At 40.7% G+C, this 25,063-nt stretch carries 18 protein-coding genes; 10 read left to right on the forward strand and 8 right to left on the reverse strand.

Going from position 1 to position 25,063, the window contains the following annotated elements:
* The first annotated feature begins 11 nt into the window (after nt 1–11).
* Nucleotides 12–1,508 carry an alpha,alpha-trehalase TreF gene (treF, locus tag L641_RS0118075; RefSeq protein WP_024602689.1) on the forward strand — a complete coding sequence of 499 codons (1,497 nt, stop codon included), beginning with the start codon at nt 12–14 and terminating at the stop codon, nt 1,506–1,508.
* Between the two features lie 103 nt (nt 1,509–1,611).
* On the forward strand, nt 1,612–2,301 hold the full coding sequence (locus tag L641_RS0118080) for a LuxR C-terminal-related transcriptional regulator (RefSeq protein ID WP_013462996.1): 690 nt from the start codon (nt 1,612–1,614) through the stop codon (nt 2,299–2,301).
* Nucleotides 2,302–2,353: 52 nt separating this feature from the next.
* On the opposite strand, the gene L641_RS0118085 is transcribed toward L641_RS0118080, so the two are convergent.
* The 4 genes from L641_RS0118085 to L641_RS0118100 are packed head-to-tail and all read right to left on the reverse strand — an operon-like array spanning nt 2,354 to nt 5,485.
* Nucleotides 2,354–3,127 (reverse strand): CsgG/HfaB family protein, encoded by a 774-nt coding sequence (locus L641_RS0118085; RefSeq protein ID WP_024602690.1) that lies wholly within the window; start codon nt 3,125–3,127, stop codon nt 2,354–2,356.
* Complete coding sequence (locus L641_RS0118090) at nt 3,127–3,549, reverse strand: curli assembly protein CsgF (RefSeq protein ID WP_016900115.1); 423 nt, start codon at nt 3,547–3,549, stop codon at nt 3,127–3,129. Before L641_RS0118090 ends, L641_RS0118085 begins: the two co-directional genes overlap by 1 nt.
* The gene (locus tag L641_RS0118095) at nt 3,543–3,935 is read right to left on the reverse strand and encodes a curli production assembly/transport protein CsgE (RefSeq protein WP_024602691.1); all 393 of its coding nucleotides are present in this window, start codon (nt 3,933–3,935) and stop codon (nt 3,543–3,545) included. The genes L641_RS0118090 and L641_RS0118095 overlap by 7 nt, the downstream gene beginning before the upstream one ends.
* Nucleotides 3,936–3,976: 41 nt before the next feature.
* On the reverse strand, nt 3,977–5,485 hold the full coding sequence (locus tag L641_RS0118100; RefSeq protein ID WP_024602692.1) for a curlin: 1,509 nt from the start codon (nt 5,483–5,485) through the stop codon (nt 3,977–3,979).
* Nucleotides 5,486–6,055: 570 nt separating this feature from the next.
* Between L641_RS0118100 and L641_RS0118110 the strand changes: the two genes are divergently transcribed.
* The 4 genes from L641_RS0118110 (at nt 6,056) to L641_RS0118125 (ending at nt 16,329) form a co-directional block, all read left to right on the forward strand.
* Nucleotides 6,056–8,563, forward strand: a complete 2,508-nt coding sequence (locus L641_RS0118110) for a S8 family serine peptidase (RefSeq protein ID WP_024602693.1) — start codon at nt 6,056–6,058, stop codon at nt 8,561–8,563.
* Nucleotides 8,564–8,792: 229 nt separating this feature from the next.
* Nucleotides 8,793–11,963 carry a glycosyl hydrolase family 18 protein gene (locus L641_RS0118115; RefSeq protein WP_024602694.1) on the forward strand — a complete coding sequence of 1,057 codons (3,171 nt, stop codon included), beginning with the start codon at nt 8,793–8,795 and terminating at the stop codon, nt 11,961–11,963.
* A 66-nt stretch (nt 11,964–12,029) separates the two neighbouring features.
* Entirely contained in the window at nt 12,030–13,625 is a 1,596-nt protein-coding gene (locus tag L641_RS0118120) for a lytic polysaccharide monooxygenase (RefSeq protein ID WP_024602695.1), read from the forward strand.
* A gap of 73 nt (nt 13,626–13,698) precedes the next feature.
* Nucleotides 13,699–16,329, forward strand: a complete 2,631-nt coding sequence (locus tag L641_RS0118125; RefSeq protein WP_024602696.1) for a glycosyl hydrolase family 18 protein — start codon at nt 13,699–13,701, stop codon at nt 16,327–16,329.
* A gap of 77 nt (nt 16,330–16,406) precedes the next feature.
* Here the strand turns inward: L641_RS0118125 and L641_RS0118130 are convergent, their stop codons facing one another.
* A complete protein-coding gene (locus tag L641_RS0118130) occupies nt 16,407–16,889 on the reverse strand; it encodes a putative 4-hydroxy-4-methyl-2-oxoglutarate aldolase (RefSeq protein ID WP_024602697.1) in 483 nt (160 codons plus the stop codon).
* 349 nt (nt 16,890–17,238) lie between these two features.
* Here L641_RS0118130 and L641_RS0118135 point away from each other — a divergent pair, with 349 nt between their 5' ends.
* Entirely contained in the window at nt 17,239–18,702 is a 1,464-nt protein-coding gene (locus tag L641_RS0118135) for a carbon starvation CstA family protein (RefSeq protein ID WP_024602698.1), read from the forward strand.
* A 72-nt stretch (nt 18,703–18,774) separates the two neighbouring features.
* Here L641_RS0118135 and L641_RS0118140 read toward each other — a convergent pair whose 3' ends face one another.
* Nucleotides 18,775–19,293 (reverse strand): TetR/AcrR family transcriptional regulator, encoded by a 519-nt coding sequence (locus L641_RS0118140; protein ID WP_024602699.1) that lies wholly within the window; start codon nt 19,291–19,293, stop codon nt 18,775–18,777.
* 178 nt (nt 19,294–19,471) lie between these two features.
* Between L641_RS0118140 and L641_RS0118145 the strand changes: the two genes are divergently transcribed.
* The 3 genes from L641_RS0118145 to L641_RS0118155 all read left to right on the forward strand — a co-directional run bounded on the left by L641_RS0118145 (nt 19,472) and on the right by L641_RS0118155 (nt 21,321).
* Nucleotides 19,472–20,092 carry a glutathione S-transferase gene (locus L641_RS0118145; protein ID WP_016900120.1) on the forward strand — a complete coding sequence of 207 codons (621 nt, stop codon included), beginning with the start codon at nt 19,472–19,474 and terminating at the stop codon, nt 20,090–20,092.
* A gap of 14 nt (nt 20,093–20,106) precedes the next feature.
* Nucleotides 20,107–20,799: a cupin domain-containing protein gene (locus L641_RS0118150; protein ID WP_024602700.1), complete on the forward strand. Its 693-nt coding sequence runs from the start codon at nt 20,107–20,109 to the stop codon at nt 20,797–20,799.
* A gap of 120 nt (nt 20,800–20,919) precedes the next feature.
* Entirely contained in the window at nt 20,920–21,321 is a 402-nt protein-coding gene (locus tag L641_RS0118155) for an STAS/SEC14 domain-containing protein (RefSeq protein WP_024602701.1), read from the forward strand.
* 198 nt (nt 21,322–21,519) lie between these two features.
* Here L641_RS0118155 and L641_RS0118160 read toward each other — a convergent pair whose 3' ends face one another.
* The gene (locus L641_RS0118160; protein ID WP_024602702.1) at nt 21,520–22,464 is read right to left on the reverse strand and encodes a carbohydrate kinase; all 945 of its coding nucleotides are present in this window, start codon (nt 22,462–22,464) and stop codon (nt 21,520–21,522) included.
* Nucleotides 22,465–22,589: 125 nt separating this feature from the next.
* Complete coding sequence (locus L641_RS0118165) at nt 22,590–24,983, reverse strand: TonB-dependent receptor (protein ID WP_013463014.1); 2,394 nt, start codon at nt 24,981–24,983, stop codon at nt 22,590–22,592.
* Between the last annotated feature and the right edge of the window lie 80 nt (nt 24,984–25,063).

The following is a 25,063-nucleotide window of genomic DNA, read 5'->3' on the forward strand; positions in this document are numbered from 1 at the left end:
TTAGGACAGTTATGAGTTTTTTTAATAGCCAATTATTTAAAGATGTACAAACACAGCACATATTTAGCGACTGTAAAACGTTTGCTGATGCAACAGCGCGTGTTGATTGGCAAAGAGCCTGTAAACAGTATGAGCAAATAGCACCCCTTGATAAAACTCAATTAAGAGACTTTGTTGATGCGCATTTTATAACAACGCCTTTATTAACAATGAAAGGGGCTGCAAATACCACCAGTGTAAAAGGCTACATAAACTCACTGTGGAGCGGCCTTCGACGTGAAGCCGATACACCCAAAGCTAATTCTTTACTCGCTTTAAAGCACAGCTATATTGTACCTGGTGGACGTTTTCAAGAAATTTATTATTGGGATAGTTACTTTACTGCGCTAGGTTTAATTGATGCAGATAAAAGTGATGTAGTAGAAGACATGCTACAAAACTTCATAGACTTAATTAACGATTACGGCTGCATTCCAAATGGTAACCGCAGTTATTATTTATCGCGTTCACAACCGCCTATTTTAGCGCTGATGGTTGATCTTTTATGGCAGCACACTCACAGTAAAACACATAATTTAGCTTGGCTTAAATTGTGTGTTGAAGCTTTAACAAAAGAGCACGCATTTTGGATGCAAGGAGCAGATACACTCAGTGATACGCAAACAAGTGTAAAACGCGTGGTAACAATGCCATGTGGTGGGGTATTAAATCGCTATTGGGATGATGAGGCGGCTCCTCGCGCAGAGTCATTAAGAGAAGACTTAGCGCTTGCATCAGGGTTTAGTGATGATAAAAAAACTGAGTTTTATCGTAATATTCGTGCTGCGTGCGAATCTGGGTGGGACTTTAGCTCGCGCTGGTTAGCCGAGTCAAACTTACTAAGCTCAATTCAAACGACAGATATTGTACCTATAGATTTAAATTGCCTACTGTACAATTTAGAAAATCAGCTTAGTGAATGCTTTAAATTGCTTGGCAATGAGCAACAATCACAAACGTACAGCGACTATGCTGTAAAAAGAAAGTCACTTATTAATCAATATCTTTGGAGTAATGAGCAGCGTTTTTTTGTTGATTATAATCATAAGCTATCTAAGCCGTCTGCTATTTTAAGTGCAGCGGCAAGTACCCCGCTTTTTGTTAATTTAGCCTCGCAACAGCAAGCTGAACTGGTTGCAAACGTATTGAGCGAGCAGTTTTTAAAAGTAGGTGGTATTGTAACAACGGTTGTTGATACTCCACAGCAATGGGACAGCCCGAATGGCTGGGCTCCATTACAATGGTTTGCGGTAAAAGGCTTGCGTAATTATGGTATTGATCAATTAGCTACACGCATAATGAAAAACTGGCTAACAATGGTAGAACAAGATTTTATTGAAAATAAATGCTTGCTCGAAAAATATAACGTATGCACACCGCAACAAAAAGCCAGCGGGGGTGAATATCAAGTACAACAAGGATTTGGTTGGACTAACGGTGTTACATCACGCTTTTATACACTTTTATAGGGTAACTAAACTCATTGGCTTATACCAAAAGAGCATTGTGTTTTGTAGTTAATTTAGGTAATGTGACGATTGTTGTAAATCTAATGTTTCAAGGATGAGTTATATGTTGCAAAAAAGCTCGGCTTTTATTAAGACAACGCTTCAATCGTCTTTCCATTCTCAAAACTACACAGTTATTTTAAGAACACTTCAAGCCATTTTTGGTGATATAAAAATGGACAGTACTATCCCACATATTGATCAGCGTGGTGCTTATGACATTTTTCTAATTGATGGCTCTCAAAATGATTGGCAGGACTTGATCCCAGCAGATTTAATTTGTTTGGCTAAACAGTATAAAGTTGTGCTTTTTAATGTAGAACTAGAGCAAGTATGTGAAAAAAACTTATTACTCAATCATTTTAATGGGGTATTTTATAAATCGGCAGCAGCAGAAGATATATTTAAAGGCTTAGTAAGAATTTCTACTGGTGAGCTTTGGTTTACTCGTAAAGTAATCTCTAAGGCCTTTAATGATATTCTAAGTGTGGCCTCTTCGTTTAGCTCCTTAAGCGAAGATATCACGTTAAATGAAGCTGACTATAAGCATTTAACTAAACGAGAAAAATCGGTTATTCATTTAATAGCACAAGGAGCGAGTAATAATAAAATAGCGGACAAACTAAACATTAGCGACCACACTGTTAAAACTCACCTTTATAGCGCATTTAAAAAAACTAATTCGCGTAATAGAGTTGAATTGGCCAATTGGGCGCAAAGATATATTTCAGTATTATTACCCGTTGAGAGCTAATCGTTATTTGTTTGGCCACATCAATGACGTTGTGGCCATCTGCAAGAGTAGGTTAAGTTGCCTGTTTAGCCCATAAGCCTTTATCAATACCTTTGGTGATAAGATCTGTAAGCGCCTTTTCTATTGCTTGCGTTACGCAAATGCTCATTGGTTCATTATCACTAAAGCCCGCCTCAGCTTCCGCCAGACGTTTATAGCTAACATACCTAAAAAAACCTGCTCGCATTTCTTGGCTCAATACTTTTTTGCTGGTGGCTACTGATAACAATACTTGGCCAGTTCTTACATCTACGGCACGTAAATAGATTGATATTGCATCTTCACGATATAGCTCTGATGCGCCAATACCAAAATATTCCATTCCTAAGCCACCCGTTTTTACATTGGTGTCGTAACTAATTATACCGCCTTCTAAAATGATTTTCGCAGTGGTTAACGGCGGTAGCTCGCCTTGATTAGGGTTAGTCGCTTGTGCCGCTCTAATAATTTTTCGCTCAGTCAAAATATTTTGCAAACCCTCACGTTCAACCGGCGTAAACCAGTCAGACTCATGTAATGCTTGCACTAGAATAGAGTTTGCACCTTGAGTGACGGCCGTTGAAAACGAGCTAACATTAGTTTGTGGCTTATATTGACCGGTTTGATCGCGAAATGAATAAACCGAGACTGGAATGCTGCCCGCAGGTTTAGGTAAGCTTTTTAAATCAGAAAAGACATCTGTTGGCTCTAACGTTACCGCACTTTGTTTTGACGGAGGGATTAAATTACCCATAGTAGAGCAACCACTAAGAGAAAGAGCGATTGTTATTATTATTAATTTATACATTATCCAAACCTCGGTACTTCGATAACCACAACCGAGTCATCAATTACATTTGTTATTCTAACCGTGATAGTGTCGGTTGTACTGGTGATCACTTCTATTTGATAATCACCACTCATAAAAATGGAGTCTTGATTAAAAACACTGTCTTCAATATTTTCCCCAAAAGCCATGTCGGTGATTTCTCTCACCATTCGATTTAAGTATGTCCGCTCTAATGAATCTTGAAACTGCTCTGCATACCCTTTTTCGACAACCGGCGCTTTATGTTTATTTTGTGCTTGTGCCTTACTAAGCAGCATATTTGCATTGAGAGGGTTGCCACCAAAACTAGGGTTAATAGGGGTATAAATAATTTCAGTTGCGGAGACTGAAAAGCTTAAAGTTGTTATTATTGTTAATGCTATTTTTTTCATTGTTACCATCCATTCAATGCCATATCAGGACTCGCTGTTTGCATATTCGATCGCGCCATGGCGTCCATTACAGAGTGCACTGCTTGCTCTACTCGCTCGTCCAAAGGCTCTAACTTTCGTCCCAAATGGGTTGCATAAATAATCTTATGATTCATTATTAAAACTAATTTAGTACCAGCACGGGGTATAACCGTTTCTTTTATTTCTACATTAAAGCCAGCTGTTGAAGGCAGTTCACGCCAATAATTTGAAAATTCACTATAAAATTGATACCCAAAGCGACTAATACTTTTGTTTAGTAATAATCCATCGATTTCTAAATCAGCACTGGCATTACTCAAAGGAGTATAAAAAGTTAAAAGTATAAAAAGATAGATATATTGTTTATTTTTCATAGTTAAAATAAGGGAGAGGGTTACTCTCCCCGTCTCATCAATTACATTTGTGTAATTGTTGCTGTATTACCATCACCAAGTTGAGTGACAGAGAATGTACTGTTAAAGCCAATTACGTTACCTTCAACAGTGTTGTAGTTACCGGTTTGAGTAACAGAGAATGAAACGTTTTCACCGCCTAATAAAAACGCTGAATCTCCAGTTCCACCTACCCAGTTACCTTCGCCTTGCTGTGCAATATCAATAGAGTGATTACTGCCTTCTACCATTAAGTCAATAACGTTAATATCACCATTTTGAGCAATATCAATTTGGTTTGCGTTACTATCAAGGATACCCGCTAGTGTAACAATCGCCTCGTTTTGATTACCGACTTGATTAACATCAATATCGTTATCGTTTGAAGTGAGAGAAACATCAGGGTATGAAGACTGCACTAAAATTGCGTTTTCATCGCCACCTGATTGGCTAAGATCAACATCGTTACCGCTACCATTAAAGTTAGCTAAATGAACCGAGTTAAAATCACTAACCTGGGTTACTGTAAATTCATTATTTGAACCAATGACACCCATGTATGCTTCATTAGTGTTACCAACTTGCATTGCTGTAAGCTCATTGTTGTCGCCCATTAGCTCAGTAGTCGCAAGGTTTTCATCACCAATTTGATTAACTGTTACTTCATTGAATGAACCGTCAAAAAGACCAGACTCAATAGCATTATTCGAACCTTCTTGGTCTAGTTTTATTTCATTATCATTACCAGTAACGGCTGCAAAAGTAATGGTATTGTTATCACCGCTGCTTTGTTCAATAGCTATTTCGTTGTCATCACCAGCAATATCAGTAAATGTAATGATGTTACGTGAACCATCTTGGCTAACGTCAATCTCATTTTCGTTACCGCGTAATGAGCCTATTTTAAATTCATTCCAGGTGTCTGTTTGTTCAATTTCAATAATGTTTTCATCGCCTGATAAGCTAAGTACTTCAAATTCTTGCCACATACCAGACTGAGATGAAATAATTTCGTTACCATTACCTCTCATGTCCATGTTGTAAAACCAGTGACCGCCATTTCCTTGTTCAACGTCAATATTATTGTCGCTACCAGTGATAATATTGATTGCTTCATTGTTTTGAAATAACCCTTGGCCGAATTGAGAAACATAAACGCCGTTGTTATCACCCGTTATGCGCGTAATGAAACCATTAGCAACACCATCTTGAGCATAAGTTTGTTGGTTGTTATCACCTGTTGTTTCAACTTCGGCGTAATTACCATTTTGTAATTGAGCTATTTTAACATCGTTGTTGTTACCGATTTCAGTAGCTAGTGCAGTATTGCCATCGCCATCTTGAGAGACTAATGCCGTGTTGTCAGAAAATGATTGCTTAACTGTTACAGCATTCTCAATGCTACTTACAGATACTTTAGATGCAAGCTCAGAAGTTGAACCTGCTTTTGTTTCTGTGTTTGCGTTTGCTGTAAAGCTGGCGCCCATTGCAATTGCAATTGCACAGCTTAAAAGTGATTTATTCAATTTCATTATTATTCTCCTTGAAAGATAAAATAAAATACCTTGATTATTTATTAAGTTTTAAAAAGGTATTTTCGTTGCAGCATGCCGTGCTGCCATAATGTGTGATTAGCTTTTTATTCTTAAACGTAAAATGCTGTTTTAAATATGAACTAGGGTTTGGTCATTAGTACTTGGTAAGGTGGTTTGCCATTCACTAATTCATAACTGCTCAGTCACTGTATTCTTCAATGAGTTCATTTTGAATCATCTTTTTTAATGGTAATTTAAATCTATAAATTTCAATTACTTACCAGTTTAATTTGTATTTTCTATCTATTTACATCAAAAACCAGTAAAAAATAATGAGTTAATGCCATGTTAAAAATAAGTTATTTAATTCATTAAAATGGCTGCTATTAATGTTTTTTTTACTGTATTTCTAGTTAAAAATAATGGTTTTGTTCCTGATTTTGCTTTTTTTACTTGAGTTAGTGACTGATTACCCGTTTTCTTAACGCTTGCCACGTGATTACTTAAATTCATAAACGTAAATATTTCGCTTAGTAAAGCTAAGTTAACTTAATTACGGATAGAACAATGAAAACAAAATTATCTATTATTACACTTGCACTTTTACCTTGTTTAGCTGCGGCTAAATTGCCTGATGTTAACAGTACAACTCAAAAAGTAACTGCGAGCAGTGACTCGATTATTGTTAAGTATAAAAAGAATGCTTCGCCGGAAATGCGTAAGCAAGCTCGTTCGTTAGTAAAAGCCAAAATATCTGATCTAAATAACGATGAAATTGATGATAACTTCACCTCGTTATTTTCTGGCCGCCTCGCAAAATTTAAAATATCAGGAATGAGCGCTAAAGAAGCAATTGAGCGCTTAAAATCGCATCAAGCTATTGAGTATGTTGAGCCTGATTACCGAGTGAGCATAGCAAGCGCAACTAATGACCCTCGTTTTGATGATTTATGGGGCTTAAACAACGAAGGCCAAACTGGTGGCACGGCTGATGCCGATATTGATGCACCAGAAGCATGGTCAATCTCTACAGGTAGTCGTGATGTTGTAGTAGGTGTTATTGATACGGGTGTTGATTATAGTCACCCTGATTTAGCTGCGAACGCGTGGGTAAACAGTGGTGAAATTGCCGGTGATGGTATCGATAATGACGGAAACGGTTACATTGATGACGTTCACGGTATTAATGCAATTACTGATGTTGGTGATCCGATGGATGACGAAGGCCATGGTACACACGTATCGGGTACAATCGGTGCCAGTGGTAACAATGGTGTCGGTGTTGTTGGTGTAAACCATGATGTTTCTATTGTTGGTTGTAAGTTTTTAGCCGCAGATGGTACAGGTTCTACCTCTGGTGCTATTAAGTGTATCGATTACATGGTTGGCCTTAAAAATGCGGGTGTTAATCTGCGTGTGTTAAATAATAGCTGGGGCGGCGGTGGTTTTAGCCAAGCGTTAGCTGATGCGATTACGGCTAGTGAGCAAGCTGATATTTTATTTGTTGCTGCTGCGGGTAACGATGCGGTTGATAACGATCAAAATCCACACTACCCATCTAATTATGAAAACGACAACGTATTATCGATAGCTAGTACTGATAGCAGAGATAATATGTCTAGCTTTTCTCAATGGGGCCTAACAAGTGTTGATATGGGCGCACCTGGCTCAGGTATTTTGTCGACCGTTCCTGGTAATAGCTATGCTACTTATTCAGGTACATCTATGGCAACACCGCATGTAGCTGGTGCTGCTGCACTTGTACTTTCAGTTAATCCTGATTTAACAACACTAGAGCTTAAAGAATTACTTATGTCTAGTGGTGATGCTAATGCGGCATTAAATGGTAAAACGGTTGCAGGTACACGCCTAAATGTTAACCAAGCGCTAATTGATGCTGATCCAACTCCAGGCTTTAAATTATCTGTATCGCCGGTTTCTCAGCAAGCGACTGTAGGTGATACGGTTACTTATACCTTTACGATTGGCTCAATTGCACAATGGGAAGGTGACGTTTCACTGGCTTTAGCTTCAGATCTTACCGATGCATCACTAAGCGCAACTACCGCTCGTCCGGGCGATGAAGTTGTTCTAACGGTTGCAACTAACAGCGATACTCAGTGGGGAAATTACGACTTTACTGTTACCGCAACAACTGAAGAGCAAGTTAAAGAACAAACTGTTAGCTTAATGCTTCAACCTGCTGGTTTAAATGACTTTACTTACAGCAGTGATGAAAACATCGCTATTCCAGATAATTCTCCAGAGGGCGCAAGCTCAGTTATTACGGTTGCTGATGATTTAACTATTTTTGGCACCACTGCTGATGTAGATATTACGCATACTTGGTCTGGTGACTTAGTACTTACGCTTATTTCAGCGCAAGGTACAGAAGTAACTTTACAAAGCAATGAAGGTGGCAGTGCAGACGATATTGTTAAGTCATTTACATCAAGCGTATTTAATTCTGAAGTGGCAACCGGAGATTGGACACTTCATGTTGAAGATACAGCTGGTGCAGATACGGGTAATATCAATGGTTGGTCACTTACATTTAGCGCTATTGGTGAGGTAAGCCCACAACCACCACAAGCTGGCTTTAGTGTTTCAGCACAAGGTTTAACTGCTACATTTGTAGATACAAGTCGTGATGTAAATGATGACATTTCACAGTGGAGCTGGAACTTTGGTGATGGTTCAACATCAACAAACCCAAATCCTACACATGTTTACGCTCAGTCAGGAAGCTATGAGGTTGAATTAACCGTAACGGATAGTGAAAATAACTCAGATACATTCACTCAAACAGTGGTTGTTAGTGATGTTGAAATTGAATTGAGCTTAAAACGCGCTAACAAGTCACGTCTTGATACTATGCGTGTTGAGTTAAACTGGGCAGAAGTAGGGGCTGAGTCACTTAGCCTATACCGAAATGGCGAACTAGTAGATACCGTATCAGATAATGGCCGTTACCGTGATTATGTGCGTAACGCAACATTACCGGCATACGACTATCAGTTATGCGTATCTGAAAACGTATGTTCGAATATTATTACGGTTTCATTTTCTGAATAAAACGTTTACCCCTTAGACATTCAAAGCCCAGCAATGCTGGGCTTTTTTATGGAATATCCCTTCTTAATTTTATAGTAATAAATAATTGGTTAATTTTATAATGTAACTATTTTGTATTTATTTTGTTTGTTATTTGTGCATTATTTTCTTGATATTTACGATATCCATGTTAAGTTTGTACCTGAAAGGTAAAAAATAATGAGTATAAACATCGTTAATGGAGGAGCCAATGAGCTCACGTAAAATAATAACAAATGCCTTTAATCTAAGTGCTTTATCGTTAAGTTTTCTTAGTTTAAATGTACACGCGTCTATTGATTGCAGTGCGTTAGAACAGTGGCAAACAGGCCAGACACACGTTGCTGGAGATCAAGTGCAAGCGCAAAGCACAGCGTATGAAGCTAGCTGGTGGACGCAAGCCAATCCAGTGGAGAATGCTGGTGATTATAAAGATTGGAAAATTTTGGGTGTATGTGACAACGCTGTCATTGATAATGAAATTCCAGTAATTACCGAGTTAATGCCTGCAGACGGTTTTCAACTAACCGATAAAGACAGCGTTGTCATATCGGCGCAAGCAATTGATAACGATGGAGAGGTAACCACCGTTGAGTTTTTTGTTGATGGTATTTTTCTAGCTGCAGATACTTCATCACCTTACAGCGTTGATTGGCAAGCTGTGGCGGGTTCTCATCAAATAAGTGCAATTGCAACGGATGATCAAGGTGCGCAGTCATTACAAATCATCAATACCTTAACAGTTGCAGATGACGTTACTAATCCTGTTAATCAAGTACCCGTTGCATCAATTTCATTGAGTACCTTACCTGAACAGCTAATTGTGGGTTCACAAGTTGTGTTTGAGCTTTCAGGTAGCGATAGCGATGGTGAGATCACCGCACTTAATTTTGCTATAAATGGTGATGATACTCATCAAGCGACATCAGCAACTAGTCAGTATACATGGCAGGCTACAGCTCTTGGGCAAGCCAGCTTTACACTTACAGTGACTGATAACGAAGGGGCTACAGCACAAACCACAAAAACCCTAAATGTTATTGACTCTGCAGCGCCCGGCAGTGGTGTAACTGATTGTCAACCACAAGGGTTATATCAAACCCCCGGTGTTAATACGCCTTATTGTACTGTGTATGATGCTGATGGTCGTGAAGTTATGGGAGCTGACCATCCGCGTCGTGTTATTGGTTATTTTACTAGTTGGCGAAATGGTGCTAATGACCAACCAAGTTATCTAGTTAATGATATTCCATGGGATAAAATTACTCATATTAATTATGCCTTTGCGCATGTTGATGCCAATAATAAAGTATCTATTGGCGATCCTAATTCAGCAAATAATCCTGCTACAAACATGGAATGGCCAGGCGTTATTGGCGCTGAAATGGATCCTGAGTTTGCATACAAAGGACACTTTAATCTTTTAAATAAATACAAAAAACAACACCCACACGTTAAAACCTTGGTATCGGTAGGTGGCTGGGCTGAAACGGGGGGGTATTTTGATGAAACCGGCCGCGTTGAAAGTGGTGGCTTTTATACCATGACCACCCATGCTGATGGCTCAGTCAATTATGAAGGTATTAATGCATTTGCAAAAAGCACCGTTGAGTTTATTGAAAAATATGGATTTGACGGCGTTGATATTGATTATGAATACCCATCTTCAATGAACGACTCAGGTCACCCCGATGATTTTCCTATATCCAACGCGCGCCGTGCAGGATTGAATGCCTCATACCAAGTGCTAATGAAAAAAGTACGTGAAGAGCTAGACCGTGCAGGTGAAGCAGCAGGTCAGCACTATTTACTCACTATTGCGTCTCCATCTTCTGGTTATTTATTACGAGGTATGGAAACCTTTCAAGCGGTTAAATATCTGGATTATGTAAACATTATGTCTTACGACTTACATGGCGCATGGAACTCACATGTAGGGCACAATGCTGCCTTATTTGACACCGGTTTAGACTCAGAACTGACACAATGGAACGTCTACGGCACTAAAGAATTTGAAGGGGTTGGTTACTTAAACACCGATTGGGCGGTTCGTTATTTCCGAGGGGCAATGGCTGCCGGTCGAATCAATATCGGTATTCCTTATTATACTCGAGGTTTTAAAGATGTGTCGGGCGGAACTAATGGTCTATGGGGTCAATCGGCTTTACCAAACCAAGCTGATTGTGCCACAGGTACAGGGGTTGGTGAAAAGAACAAGTGTGGTAATGGTGCATTAGGTATTGATAACCTTTGGCACGATAAGAACGACGCAGGTCAAGAAATGCCCGCCGGTTCAAATCCTTTATGGCACGCTAAAAATCTCGAAAATGGTATTGTTGGCTCTTACCTCGAAGTGTATGGCTTAACCCCCGATACCGATGCTGACGATCGCTTAACAGGTTCTTACACACGTTATTACGACAGTGTTGCCGTCGCACCTTGGCTTTGGAATGCCGATAAAAAAGTATTTCTGTCGATAGAAGATGAAGAGTCGATGGCCTCTAAAGTTGATTATGTTATTAACAATGGCCTTGGCGGTATCATGTTCTGGGAGCTTGCTGGTGATTTTGATTACGACTCAGCAAAAGGCGAGTACTTCATGGGGTCAACGCTTACTTCACTTGCATACGATAAGTTTAATCAAAGCGGTGTTGCATATGATGTACATGGCGGAAATCCAAACTTTACAGTGCCTGCTGAAGCAGTAGATATCACATTTGAAGCCAAAGATTTCCCTGTCGGTGATGATAACTACCCAATCAGCCCAACGTTTGCATTTACTAATAACTCAAGTCTTGATTTGAGTGGTGCAAAAATTTCATTTGATGTGCCGGTATCAACTTCCGCTATTTTTAAATCTAACTGGAATGCACAAGAAAAACTGGGCATGGCAGTAGAAGTAAATGGCTCGAACGCAGCGGGTAATAATATTGGCGGTTTTGAGAACGAGTTCCACCGTTTCTCAATCACACTGAACAATGAATGGGGCGGTCAACCAAAAGACTTTAGCGCTGGTGCAACTGTGAATGCACAAGTGATGTACTACATGCCAATCACTGGGCCTAGCAATTTTACCATTGAAAAAGATGGAAAAACTTACGCATTCAAAGCTGAATACCCAATGCTACCAGATGCAACACCGGGTGATGGCACGGGCAATCCAGATAACGGTGGCGCTGACCCTGCAGGTACGTGTGAAGGAGTTGATATAGCCACGATACCTGTTTATCCAAACTTCCCTCAAACAGACTGGGCGGGCAACCCAAGTCATGCTGCTGGCGGCGATCTAATGGTGCATAACAACGCAGTTTATAAAGCCAAGTGGTGGACAACCTCTGAGCCGGGTGCAACAGCAGATTGGACCTTAAGTTGTAGCCTGTAATTTACAAAACAATGAGGGGTAGGCCTGAGCTTGCCCCATGCATTGAGTCTAATAAAGGATAAAATAATGGCATCAATTAAACTTAACACGATTACGCTATCTGCAATTACTAGTGGTTTACTACTCAGTACACTAGCACCGCAAGTGCAAGCACATGGTTATATGGATATCCCTAAAGCGCGCCAAGCATTTTGCCAAGATGATGGCGGGTACTGGTGGCCAGAAGATGGCACAAATATTCCTAACCTTGCTTGTCGAGCAGCATATTTAGAATCGGGCACGGTGCAGTTTGTGCAAGCGATTGAATTTTCTGTTAATACTCCTGACTATTTAAATCAAACCGCAGTTGAGGCCAGTGTACCAAACGGCACTTTATGTGCTGGTGGCGATACAGCCAAACGGGGTATGGATTTACCATCACCACATTGGCAGCGCAGCGATGTAGTACCCAATGCTAATGATGAAATTCAAGTTCGTTACCTTGCATCAACACCACATAACCCCAGCTTTTGGCAGTTTTACTTAACTAAGCCAACTTTTAATGCCGCTACTGATGTATTGACCTGGCAAGACTTAGAGCTAGTTCAGGAGCATCAAAATGTTGACGTGATTAAAGACACCGATGGTGAGCGTTATTATCAAATGAGTGTGGCTATTCCACAAGGGCGCAGCGGCGATGCTATTTTGTACAGCCGCTGGCAACGAAACGATGTTGTGGGTGAAGGCTTTTATAACTGTAGTGATATAAATATTGTAAACGACGCTGCTCCAACCAATCCGAATGCGTGGGCAAGCCTTGGGTACTTTGTACGTCAAGGGCAAAATGCCATTGCAGGCGACACTGTATGGGCTCGCTTATTTGATGAATCTGGCCAAGAGGTGATCAACCAACAACTTAAGATCAATGCCGATAATCAAGCAAATTGGCAGCAAGTGTTGGCGTCACAACTTAACCTTGATTATGCGCATTTAGTGCAGATTGGTGTGCAAAATCAAGTTGGTGATGTTGTATTTAACAGCGCTGATGTACTAACAAACCAAGTCTATGGAAGCAATCCAAATTACACTTATACATTAAGCGTGCAGGGCACCCCTGATAATACAGCGCCTATTGTTAGTAAGCCAGAAAACCTAGTAGTTGATGAAAACACCACCACGGCTGTGCATTTACATGCGTTTGATGATGAGCAAAATGCGTTAATTTATACTTGGTCAGTACCGGCACCACTGAGTTTTACCGGTAGCGATGCCAATATCAACTTAATTTCACCTGAAGTTTCAACACCTACAGATTATACCGTTGTGGTATCTGTTTCTGATGGCCAATTAACGACCCAAACCGAGTTTGTTGTCACCGTTAATGACAGCGTTATCAATGATCCTGCTATAGCGCCTTGGAGCACTACTGAGGTTTATCAAGCAACAGATAAAGTGAGTTTTCAAGAGCGTGTTTACTTAGCTAAATGGTGGAATCAAGGTCAGCAGCCCGATAGTTCAAGTGCGTGGGAGCTTGTTGAGGAGGGTACTAATCCAGCAGCATGGAGTATTAACAAAGCCTATCAAGCGGGCGCAGAAATAATCTATCAAGGACAGCGCTATCGCGCTAATTGGTGGACTCAAGGCGATACGCCAGGACAAGCCGATGTATGGAAAACACTGTAACTAAAAGCCTAAGTTTTGTAGTTCAAACTTATTAAACCAAAATAATCACATTAAAAATAGATAAGAGAGAAATATGAATATTAAACAATTAACCGCAGCTATGGGTGTTGCACTATTTGCCGGTTCTGTATCGGCAGCGCCTTCTACACCAAGTATTAATTGGGAGCCACAGCAATATTCGTTTGTTGAGGTAGACCTTGAGGGAAACGGCTCTTACAAACAGCTGGTTACCCGTGTTGAGCAAGTTAATATCAACATTGAATGGAGTGCGTGGAGCGGTGATGGCGGCGATAGCTATAAAGTGTACTTTGATGACATGCTAGTAAATGAGGGCACGCTTGCTGCTGGTTCTAAAAGTGGCACTATTTCATTCCCTTATGATAAAGCAGGCCGCCATACAATGTATGTTGAACTATGTGAAGGCGGCACGACCTGTGCGAGAAGTGCGGGTAAGCCAATTGTAATTGCTGACACTGACGGCGGACATTTAGCACCATTACCTATGGATGTTGACCCAAATAACCGAGATATTGGCGTTAAGCAAGATTTAGTGACGGGCGCTTACTTTGTTGAGTGGGGGATCTATGGCCGTGATTACGATGTAACGAATATGCCAGCACAAAACCTGAGTCATATTTTGTATGGCTTCATTCCAATTTGTGGTGAAAATGCGTCGTTAACTGGCGGTCCTAAGCGCGCACTGGAAACAGCCTGTGCGGGCTCTGCAGATTACGAAGTGGTTATTCACGACCCATGGGCCGCAGTACAAAAAGCATTGCCAGGGGTTGATGCTAAAGATCCCATTCGTGGTACTTACTCGCAGTTAATGGCACTAAAACAGCGTTACCCAGATATTAAAATTTTACCATCTGTAGGTGGTTGGACGTTATCAGACCCATTTGGTGGTTTTACTAATAAAGCAAACCGCGACACCTTTGTTGCCTCAATGGAAGAGTTTTTAAGAACCTGGAAGTTTTACGATGGTGTTGATATTGACTGGGAATTCCCAGGTGGTGACGGCCCCAATCCTGATATTGGCGATCCAATTAACGATGGCCCAGCCTATGTGGCGCTTATGCAAGAGCTGCGCGCTATGCTTGATAAACTAGAAGCAGAAACGGGTCGTACTTACGAGTTAACCTCAGCCATTGGTGCTGGTTACGATAAAATTGAAGATGTAGATTATCAAGCCGCAAGCCAGTACATGGATTACATTTTTGCCATGACCTATGACTTTTATGGCGCATGGAGTAACGTAACCGGTCATCAAACTGCACTTTACTGTGGCGAGCACATGAGTGTTGGTCAATGTAATGGCACTGGGCTTGATGAAAATGGCGAACCTCGTAAAGGCCCTGCTTATACCACCGATAATGCAGTACAGCTGTTACTTGCGCAAAATGTACCATCGAAAAAAATCGTCGTGGGCACAGCCATGTATGGCCGTGGTTGGGAAGGTGTTTACCCGCAAAATGCAGCGATTGATGGTAACCCAATGACCGCCCCTGGTAATGGCCCGTTAAAAGGCTCCACGGCACAAGGTGTATGGGAAGATGGAGTTATTGATTACAAGGGCGTTAAAGCCAATATGATTGGTGCGGCAGGCACAGGTATTAATGGTTTTGAAGTGGGTTATGATGAGCAAGCACAAGCCGCTTATGTATGGAATCGCTCAACTGGTAAACTGATCACCTATGATAGCCGTAAGTCTGTGCTGGCCAAAGGTGCGTATGTTAATCAGCATAACTTAGGCGGTTTATTTGCATGGGAAATTGATGCTGACAATGGTGACATTCTAAATGCAATGCATGATGGCTTAGGGGGCGTAGTTGCGCCGCCAAGTAATAAAAAACCGGTTGTTTCAGTGTCTTCATCTGTGTCTGTTAATTCAGGAGAGAGCATCACAGTAACGGCTTCTGCAACCGATGCAGATAACGATTCACTGAGCTTTAGCTGGAGTGCTGATAGAGCGCTAGTAGTATCTGGACAAAATACATCATCACTGGTTATTAATGCGCCAACAGTAACTGCAGATACACAGTATGTTGCAACCGTTGCGGTATCAGATGGTCAAGCAACAGTGAATCGTGATGTTGTTGTTAATGTTATTGCTCCAACATCAGGCGGCGAAAATACAGCACCGAGTGTTAATGCAATTGCTAATGTTAGTGTTGACGAAGGCGCATCAGCAAGTGTTGCTGTAGTTGCAAACGATGCACAAAACGATGCGCTTACATATACGTGGACAGTACCAGCAGGCTTAACGTTAGTGGGCAGCGGTGCAAATGTAAGTATTGAGGCAGGCGCTGTAGATACAGATACAAACTTCACTGTTTCAGTTGCAGTCAGTGATGGCGCATTAACCACAACGCAAAGCTTTAGCGTAACAGTGACAAACGTTGATACTACAAATCCACCTACAGGAAGCTGGGATGCGAGTGTTGCATACGTTGGTGGTGATGTCGTCACTTATAACGGCGTTGAATATAAAGCAAAGTGGTGGACTCAAGGCGAGCGTCCTGATTTAGGTGGTGCATGGGAAGCAACAACACAACCTACAGATGATACAGGTGCTGCAATTTGGCAGCCAACGGCTATTTATAACAGCGGTGATGAAGTCTCTTATCAAGGTAATAAGTACCAAGCTAAATGGTGGACTCAAGGGAACGAACCTGGTTCAACCGATGTATGGTTAGCACTTTAATGTAAAACTTTATTGTTTGATTTTATAAAAAGCAGCTCTCGAGCTGCTTTTTTATCGCGAACAGCCACTTTGATTGTTCAAAACAAGGCTTTATTACTAATAATTAATCCATTGACATCAGCATACACCCAATCACCGGTATTAATTGTGGTGTTTAACATATTAACCGGGTGATCTTTGGCACCTAAACCGCGCTTAGTGGTGCAGCGCGGCGTAGCGCCTAGCGCCATCACGGGTAAATCAAGCTTGGCAAGAATTTCAATATCGCGGCAGCAACCATTAATAATAATGCCTTGCCAGCCATTTTTTAGGGCTCGCTCTGCAATCATATCGCCAATGAAGGCAAAACGCTTACTAGCAAAGCCATCCACAACCAACACTTTGCCTTCACCATTTTCATGTAATATGTTGCCAGCAAACGAGTTATCGTCTGGGCAGGTGACAGTCACTACTTGACCATAAAAGAGAGTTTTATTACCAAAGTGTTGCAAGCCACTGTCAGCGACTTGCACATGGTCGCGATGTTCATCGTATAAATCGGGCGTAGTAAACTGTGTCATTGAGGGCATCCTTGTTTTTTATAAAGCCACGTAGGCCAACGGCAGTACATTAAAAGTAGTAATAATGTTTATCGTAGGCTAATTAATCATTCAGGTGTAGCTATTGTTGTAAATTGGCGTATAGATTTTAGTCGCAATATAAGCACTTTTAACGTTTTTTAACGCTTTTTTATAAGTAACTTATGCTGTTACTTAGTTTTATTTTTTTAAATAAATTTGATTTTGCCAGAGCATTAGCCAAACGTCTCATTGTTGCGTGCTTTTTCATATGCTACGTTCAATTGTTATTTTAAAATTTGGGCTGCAATACTTGGCCCTATACACACATACAAAAAGAGAAGCGTGCTTTATGATCATCTTTTTTATTTGCCTAACTATTTTAATATTAGGCTATAAGTTTTATAGCCCGTTTGTTGAAAAGCAAGCGGGCATGGATTCAACGGTCGACACACCACAAAAACGCTTTAGCGAAGGTGTTGATTACGTTGCAATTCACCCTGTTCGTGCATTTTTGATTCAATTTTTAAATATAGCAGGCGTAGGCCCCATATTTGGCCCGATATTGGGTGCATTATATGGTCCGGTTGCGCTTGTATGGATTGTGCTTGGTAATGTTTTGGGTGGCGCTGTACACGACTTCTTCTCAGGAGTAATGAGTATAAAAGAAGACGGGAAAAGCTTACCGGAAATAGCAGGGCACTACTACAACGTTGTATTTAAAGGCTTTATGCTTATTTTTACTGCGATGCTACTATTTTTTGTTGGTGTTGTATTTATTATGAGCCCGGCAGGATTATTAAGTAACCTTGATATATTTAAGGATACAATATTTGCAAATAATACCTTTTGGGTTTTGGCTATTTTAGCTTACTACTTTTTAGCCACGTTATTACCCATTGATAAAATCATCACTAAGTTTTACCCTATTTTTGGTTTGTTAATGATTGTAATGACAGTAGCTATTGCGGTATCACTGCTAATAAACGCACCGCATTTACCAGTAGCGGGCGACTTTTTAGCATACTTTGAGGCTGATCACGCTCATGACTTCTTAGCACCAAATCCTGATGGACTGCCCACTTGGCCGCTGCTATTTATAACCATTACCTGTGGTGCTATTAGTGGTTTTCACTCAACGCAAGCACCTATTATTGCCCGTTGTTTAACCAACGAAAAATACGTACGCCCAGTTTATTATGGTGCGATGATGTGTGAAGGCATTGTAGGTTGTGTTTGGGCATTAGCGGGTATTGCTGCATTCCCTGAAGGCTATGCGGGTTTAAAAGCTATGCTTGATTTAGGCGGTCCAGGTTTGGTGGTTAACCATATTGCAAACAGCTACTTAGGTGTATTTGGCGGTATTATGGCAATTATTGCTGTTGCTGTTTTTCCTATTACCTCAGGCGATACGGCGTTTCGTTCACTGCGCTTAACCGTGGTTGATGCGTTTAGTATTCCGCAAAGTTTACGTAATCGTTTATTGCTAGCAATCCCTATTTTAACCATTGCTTACTTTATGACTAAGCTCGATTTCTCTGTGATTTGGCGCTACTTCGCATTCTCAAATATGCTGCTTTCAACCAGTGTGTTGTGGCTTGCGACCAAGTACTTATTTGACCGTGGTACATTCCACTGGATCACTAGTATACCAGCAGTAATCGCTACAGCAGTGACCTTGTCATACATAATGACCGCGGCAATAGGGTTAAACTTATCAAGTGATTTAGGTAAACCGATTGGTGCAGCGGTGGTTGTTATAGGGTTTATTGTATTAGCTGTTGTGCATTCAAAGCATAAAGTGCGTACGGCTTAATAAATCGTAATCTTAAAAATGTAAAAGCGAGCCTTATGAAGGCTCGCTTTTTTTATACTTGATGACCAATCGCTAAAAAGTGGCTTGTTCGAAGTAGCTAATATCATCTAGGGTTTTACTAATCATCATCGCCCCCTCTAATAAGCTCACTGTTTGTATTGCCGCGCGAGCAGGGTTTTTTTCACCATTCACAGCGTGTGCTTGGGTTAACCAGGCTAAATTTTTATTAAAAAACCGCTGAACTTCAACCCGCACTTTATCAGGTAGGCTGTCGCTTTCTGCGCCGAGCAAGCCACATAAACACATTTTTTTATCAATCACGAGTGCATTTCTAAATAACTGAGTGTAAATATCAATAGGGTTTTTACCGTTTGCTTTGTGTGCCTCTGGTTCACCAAGTACAGCGATAAAGGCATCGGTATATTGATGCGCAAGCTCTGCACCTAAATCAGCTTTAGTTGGAAAGTGATAATGCACACTGGCACTTTTAATACCAATTTCATTGGCCAACTCTCTAAAGCTAAAATTGCTATAGCCACCAAGTCTAACTTTGTTTTCTGCTGCTTTTAACAGGGCTGCTTTTTTTGTCATTTTAAACTTCCTTCATATCGCTGCAAAAAATTATCAACCAGTAGGTAGTTATTTTCAAGCTCTTTTATTTTTAGTTTGCAAAGGTCGAGAACTTAATATAAATTACCTACCAGTAGGTAGGTAATTTATTCTTGCCAGTATTAGCTCAAACTGTGATTAAAAATATAAAGAGATAATTATGAAAATTTATGATGTAGAAAACTTTCCTAATCCATTACGTGTACGTATTGCGCTTGCTGAAAAAAAGGCGACTGATAAAGTAGAATTTGTTGCTGTCGATTTATTAAATGGTGAGCACCGTACTGAGGCTTTTTTAGCTAAAAACCCCTTAGCAGGCGTACCTGTTTTAGAGCTAGATGATGGAACGTTCATAGCAGAATGCACCGCAATTACTGAATATATTGATACCGCTTTTGCAGGCCCTTCATTAACCGGTGTTGAGGCAAAAGAGCGTGCAGTGATTAATATGATGCAAAAACGTGCGGAGTCAATGGTACTTGATGCTGTAGCCACTTACTTTCATCATGCAACGGATGGTTTAGGCCCAGCGCTTGAAACCTATCAAAATGTTGCTTGGGGAGAAAAGCAAGGTGAAAAAGCGCGCCAAGGCTTTGTTTATTTTAATACAGTGTTAGCCAACTCTGCTTATGTTGCTGGTGAGAATTTTAGTGTTGCAGATATTACTTTGTACGCCGGTCTGGTGTTTGCAGGCTTTGCAAAAATAGCTATTCCTAGTGAGCTATCACATTTAATAGCATGGCAAGAAAAGGTCGCTCAGCGTCCAAGTATTGCTGTTTAGATATGGAGTCAAATATGAAAATTGCAGCTGATTTTAGCGAACGTGTTGTTGTACATAGCGAATCGTTAGAATGGATAGCCTCACCGATGGCGGGTGTTGATAGGCGTCCACTTGATAGAGTGGGCGATGAGGTTGCACGCGCAACCAGCATTGTACGTTATGCGCCCAACAGCCATTTTTCTGCCCATACACATACCGGCGGTGAAGAATTTATTGTGCTTGAAGGTGTTTTTCAAGATGAACATGGTGATTTCCCCAAGGGCTCTTATATTCGTAATCCGCCTGAGTCAAAACATACACCAAGCTCTGAAAACGGGTGCGTGATATTTGTGAAATTATGGCAGTTTCAGCCAGAGGATAGAGAGCATGTTCGCTTGCAAACTAATACCATGTGCAGCGTTCCTCACCCTGAGTTTAGTAATGTAAATGTAGTTTCTCTTTATAAAGATGCCTTTGAAGAGGTGAGTATTTTAGCATTTGCACCTAACAGTGAAATATCGTTAAACGCCTCAGGTGGGGGCGAGCTTTTAGTTCTTGAAGGCTCGCTTGAAGAGCAAGGCGATACATTAGTACAGCACAGCTGGTTAAGAGTGCCGCCTAACAGCGAAATTAAAGCAACAGCAGGCAGTGAAGGAGCCAGAGTATGGCTTAAAATCGGTCATTTAACAGATGTTGAAAACCAAATAGCACGGCTTAAAAATGCATAATTAAGCATTTAATTAAAATGGGCACAATAAAAGTGATGTGCCTGTTTTTTGATCTACTTCACTATTGGTTAATAAGCTATCACCTATACTTGATGCTCATATTATTGTGGAGTTCGGGTTATGGTAAATTTAACACACGGCTTATCGATTGGTTTTGAGCGCTCTGGTTGCGAGTTTTTTTTAACCTTAAAAGCTATAGGTACACTCACTCATAAAGATTATGAGGTGATCACGCCGATGATTGACTCTGCGCTTGGTGAAGTTAAACATCCTATTGTTAATGTACTCATAGATGGTACTGAGCTTGATGGCTGGGAACTTAGAGCTGCATGGGATGATTTAAAACTTGGCTTAAAGCATAACAAAGAATTTAAAAAAATAGCCATATACGGCAACAAAGACTGGCAATCAACCATCGCTAAATTAGGCAGTTGGTTTGTATCAGGTGAAATTCAATATTTTGAGAACGCCACTGCGGCTTTAGAATGGTTAAAAAGTAATGATGAAGAAGCGGATGCTTAAATAAAGGCCATAATCGGCTTTTATTTTTAAAGTATTTATATCAATTCGCTTAATTAAGTGATCTATTTTGAGGCTGGAAAAACGTGTTGATAGCTAGGCAAAAAATTTGCTATTTAGTTGTTCTAAATGAGAATTTTTTAACGCAGATAGCGACACGTTTAGCCTCGTAAAATAATTAAGTATTATTGCGGATTGGTATTACACCTCTTGAAGTGTAGGTAATGCGGGAAATGCCCCCTTGGCTAAGCAGGCTTTAGAGCCACAACGCAAACCAAAACTTAAAGCGTGTTTTACTAGGTGCTCATTATTAATTTTTTCGATGAGCGAGCTATTTTCATCGGTGTGATTTAAATAATATAACACGCCTGCAATAAACGCATCACCGGCACTGGTTGTATCCACAGCATTAATGATTGGCGCCGATTCATTTAATATAAACTCTTTATGGTAAACCATTGCCGGTGCAGGGCCATCGGTTAAAAATACCAATTTTACACCTATATTTAAAATAGACTGTAAGTAATCATCAGGTGATTGCTGTGTTTGCTCAGCTAAAAAGTTCAGCTCATCACGCGATAGCTTAACAATGTCGCAATACGCATAACACGCATGTACATTGTGTTCAATGTCATTGCTATTTTGCCACAAGCTATAGCGTAAATTTACATCAAAGCTAACGAGTTTATGGTTGTTTTTAGCCAGCTTTAAAGCACACACGGTGGTGTTTGCAATGGCTGGATTGGTTAACGTGTTGGAACAAAAGTGTAGGGTACTCAATTCATCCCATTTAATATGGCTTAAGTGATCACTCGTTAACAGTAAATCGGCGGTATTGTGGCGATAAAAATTAAAGCTGCGTTCACCGGTTTCATCTAAACTCACAATAACCACGGCCGTTTGAGAGTCTTTAATCGTAAATAAGTACTCTGTACTTACTTTATATTGCGCAAGCGATTTACTTAATTGTTTAGCAAAGTAGTCATCACCCATACCGCCACAAAAAGCAGCCTTGCCGCCTAACTTTGCATAACCTACCGCTACATTGGCAGGGGCACCTCCTGCAATGGGCAAATAAGCACTGTTTTGAGAATCTTGTGGCAGCATATCAATAAGTAGCTCGCCGAGGCTAAGTAATTTGGTCATAGTGTAAATCCTAAAAAACCCAGCAGAGCTAGGTCAAAATTCAAGGGAGAATTATTAAAACTAATTAAAGTTAGTGTAACAATCGCTGAAAAACATAGCTTCAGCGTTTGTTACACTAAAAATGGTTAGTTAAACGCGTATTTAAGCGTTATTGATGTTGTGCGGCCATTAATAGTACGGGCGCGAATAATGTTATTATCTGGAATTGAGCCTTCTTCAGCTTCTGTAATACCTACCGTATCGAATAAGTTATTTACATTAAGTGCAATATTAAGGTTTTCAGATAAATCGTAACTTACAAAGCCATTTACTTGAGTGTAACCGTCAAATTTAAGGTCGTTGTTGTCTTGAGCGTAAGCATCAGTAGTACCAATAAAGTTCACACCGGCAGCACCTTTATCAAAGCTATAACGAGCCATTAAAGAGTAGATTAAATCAGCTTGGCGGCGTGGCGTATTACCTACCACTTCAGGAGTAAGCGCATCCTTAGCAATTTCTGCATCTGTCCATGTTAAGTTACCACGAAAATCCCATGCATCGATGAAGTAAGTTGATTCAATTTCAATCCCTTTTGCTTCGTATTCACGGTCAAAAAAGGTTTGCGATGTTGCTTCAAAGTTTTGCTCTTCTGTTTCTGCATAAAACGCTGTTGCAAAAACTGAGAGTGAATCAAAACGTTTTTTAACCCCAAATTCATACTGGTTTACTTCATCAACGGCATCTTCATCAGCAACCGAACCGTCAGCGCGTACTTTACCAAATAAAAGTCGGTCAGCATTTGCGCGGCCACCTTTACTCAGTCTTGCAAATGTCGCAAGGCTTGAATCTATTTGGTAGTTAGCCCCAATTGAATAGGATGCATAATCCCAATCGTAATTTACTGGGCTAGCATTTGCGGTATCAATGCCTGCTACATTTTGTTCAGGAACTGAAATCACTCCATCGCGATTCATATCGACCGTTGAGGTAACGGCACCTGCATAGTTGCCGCGTGCTTCACCACTATCGTAACGAGCACTTGCGTCAATACTTACATCACCCACTTTTGTTGAAAATGAAACGTACGGGGCGCGGGTATCGTATTCTGTATCGTAATCACGCTGACAGCAGTTACCCCAAAAAGGCGTTCCGTATGCATATAAACCATTTTCAGAAAACGCTGTACCATCAGCAGCTGTTACATTTAGTAGCGCCGCATTATCGCCCTTAAGCTCCATTAGGTAAGAGTTCCATAACCATGACATAGCAATATTTTGCGTTGAAGCATAGTAACCAAATGTAACGCTTGTATCATCGCTTAGTGATTTAGTTAGTTTGAAGTCGTTCACAATAGAGTCAAAGTCGTTCATTGTGACGTCAAACGTATGAATACGCATGGCTAAATCGTCATTAAATGCAGCTCCGGTATTTGCATTACTAAGCGTTGCACCTGCGCCGCCAATACTTTGTGCAATAGCAGTCGCGCTGCCTACTTCAGCAGGAATAAGTGAATTAAAGTTACCGCTAACAGAGGATTTACGAAAACGGTTTTCAATACGCCAATCGTTATCTAAGTCAAATACAGCTTCAAAACCAACTGAGTCAACTTGCGGGTTCATGCCATCGCGAATATCGCCGCTACTAATTTGATTTTCGCCATTTAAACGCACTGTTTTAGTAAATAATGCTGAATGCGGGGTATCTGATTGTGCGTCAAACCCTGGGATTGAGTCACCATTTGCATACATTGGCATTGGTAAGTAACCCACGCTTTTGTCATCTAAATGTTTGTAATAAAGACGCACGTAACCGTTTTCAAAGTCTTTGGTAAGGTTGGCTTTAATTTGCCCACCTTTATTTGATGTGTAACCTGTTTCACGCGGGCCTTCACCTTGGCGCACAAAACCACCTACATGAAAACGTACGCTATCACTAAGGTAAGTGCCGTATTCAAAGTCTGTACGAATAGTGTCGTAATCAAGGCCCAGTGTTGTAGAAACACTGCCTGATTCGTTTTCACCATTTTTAGATATAAAGTTAATTATGCCGCCCGGTGCATTACTTGCTGCAGTCGAGGCCGAACCACCACGAATTGATTCGATAGTTTGTACGGTATTATCTAGGCGCATAAATATATCAGCGTTACCAAAAGCAATATCACCGTATTGCATAACGGGTAAACCGTCTTCTTGTAATTGTAAAAACTTAGCACCACCAGAGGCCACAGGTAAGCCGCGTACAGCAATGTTTGCGTTACCTTCACCGCCGGTTGATTCTGAGCGTACGCCCGGAATAATTCTAAACGCTTCAGCAGTTGAACGCGGTGTAGATACTTCAACTTGAGCAAGCGATAAACTGCTCACTGATGAGCTTGATGCCATAATGGTTGTACGACGTGGTACACCGGTTACAACGATAGTCTCAAGACCTTTGTTAGCTTGCGCTTGTGTGTTTTGCTCTTCTTGTTGTGCATAAACGCCTTGGCTTACAGCCAGCGCTAAAGCACTCATTAAATATAAAGGTGTGTTGTGTGTTGTCATGTGAACGCCTCGTTTTGTGAGCCCGAAGGGGTTTGTTATTTTTACTTAATCGATTAAGTAAAAATAACAAATCTTTTACA

The organism is Pseudoalteromonas sp. TB41, assembly GCF_000497975.1.
GTDB classification, from domain to species: Bacteria; Pseudomonadota; Gammaproteobacteria; order Enterobacterales; family Alteromonadaceae; genus Pseudoalteromonas; species Pseudoalteromonas tetraodonis.

Bases quoted from the DNA above. Each gene is read 5' to 3' on its own strand.
- treF (WP_024602689.1), top strand. From the start codon at position 12: ATGAGTTTTTTTAATAGCCAATTATTTAAAGATGTACAAACACAGCAC.
- L641_RS0118080 (WP_013462996.1), top strand. From the start codon at position 1,612: ATGTTGCAAAAAAGCTCGGCTTTTATTAAGACAACGCTTCAATCGTCT.
- L641_RS0118085 (WP_024602690.1), bottom strand. From the start codon at position 3,127: ATGTATAAATTAATAATAATAACAATCGCTCTTTCTCTTAGTGGTTGC.
- L641_RS0118090 (WP_016900115.1), bottom strand. From the start codon at position 3,549: ATGGTAACAATGAAAAAAATAGCATTAACAATAATAACAACTTTAAGC.
- L641_RS0118095 (WP_024602691.1), bottom strand. From the start codon at position 3,935: ATGAAAAATAAACAATATATCTATCTTTTTATACTTTTAACTTTTTAT.
- L641_RS0118100 (WP_024602692.1), bottom strand. From the start codon at position 5,485: ATGAAATTGAATAAATCACTTTTAAGCTGTGCAATTGCAATTGCAATG.
- L641_RS0118110 (WP_024602693.1), top strand. From the start codon at position 6,056: ATGAAAACAAAATTATCTATTATTACACTTGCACTTTTACCTTGTTTA.
- L641_RS0118115 (WP_024602694.1), top strand. From the start codon at position 8,793: ATGAGCTCACGTAAAATAATAACAAATGCCTTTAATCTAAGTGCTTTA.
- L641_RS0118120 (WP_024602695.1), top strand. From the start codon at position 12,030: ATGGCATCAATTAAACTTAACACGATTACGCTATCTGCAATTACTAGT.
- L641_RS0118125 (WP_024602696.1), top strand. From the start codon at position 13,699: ATGAATATTAAACAATTAACCGCAGCTATGGGTGTTGCACTATTTGCC.
- L641_RS0118130 (WP_024602697.1), bottom strand. From the start codon at position 16,889: ATGACACAGTTTACTACGCCCGATTTATACGATGAACATCGCGACCAT.
- L641_RS0118135 (WP_024602698.1), top strand. From the start codon at position 17,239: ATGATCATCTTTTTTATTTGCCTAACTATTTTAATATTAGGCTATAAG.
- L641_RS0118140 (WP_024602699.1), bottom strand. From the start codon at position 19,293: ATGACAAAAAAAGCAGCCCTGTTAAAAGCAGCAGAAAACAAAGTTAGA.
- L641_RS0118145 (WP_016900120.1), top strand. From the start codon at position 19,472: ATGAAAATTTATGATGTAGAAAACTTTCCTAATCCATTACGTGTACGT.
- L641_RS0118150 (WP_024602700.1), top strand. From the start codon at position 20,107: ATGAAAATTGCAGCTGATTTTAGCGAACGTGTTGTTGTACATAGCGAA.
- L641_RS0118155 (WP_024602701.1), top strand. From the start codon at position 20,920: ATGGTAAATTTAACACACGGCTTATCGATTGGTTTTGAGCGCTCTGGT.
- L641_RS0118160 (WP_024602702.1), bottom strand. From the start codon at position 22,464: ATGACCAAATTACTTAGCCTCGGCGAGCTACTTATTGATATGCTGCCA.
- L641_RS0118165 (WP_013463014.1), bottom strand. From the start codon at position 24,983: ATGACAACACACAACACACCTTTATATTTAATGAGTGCTTTAGCGCTG.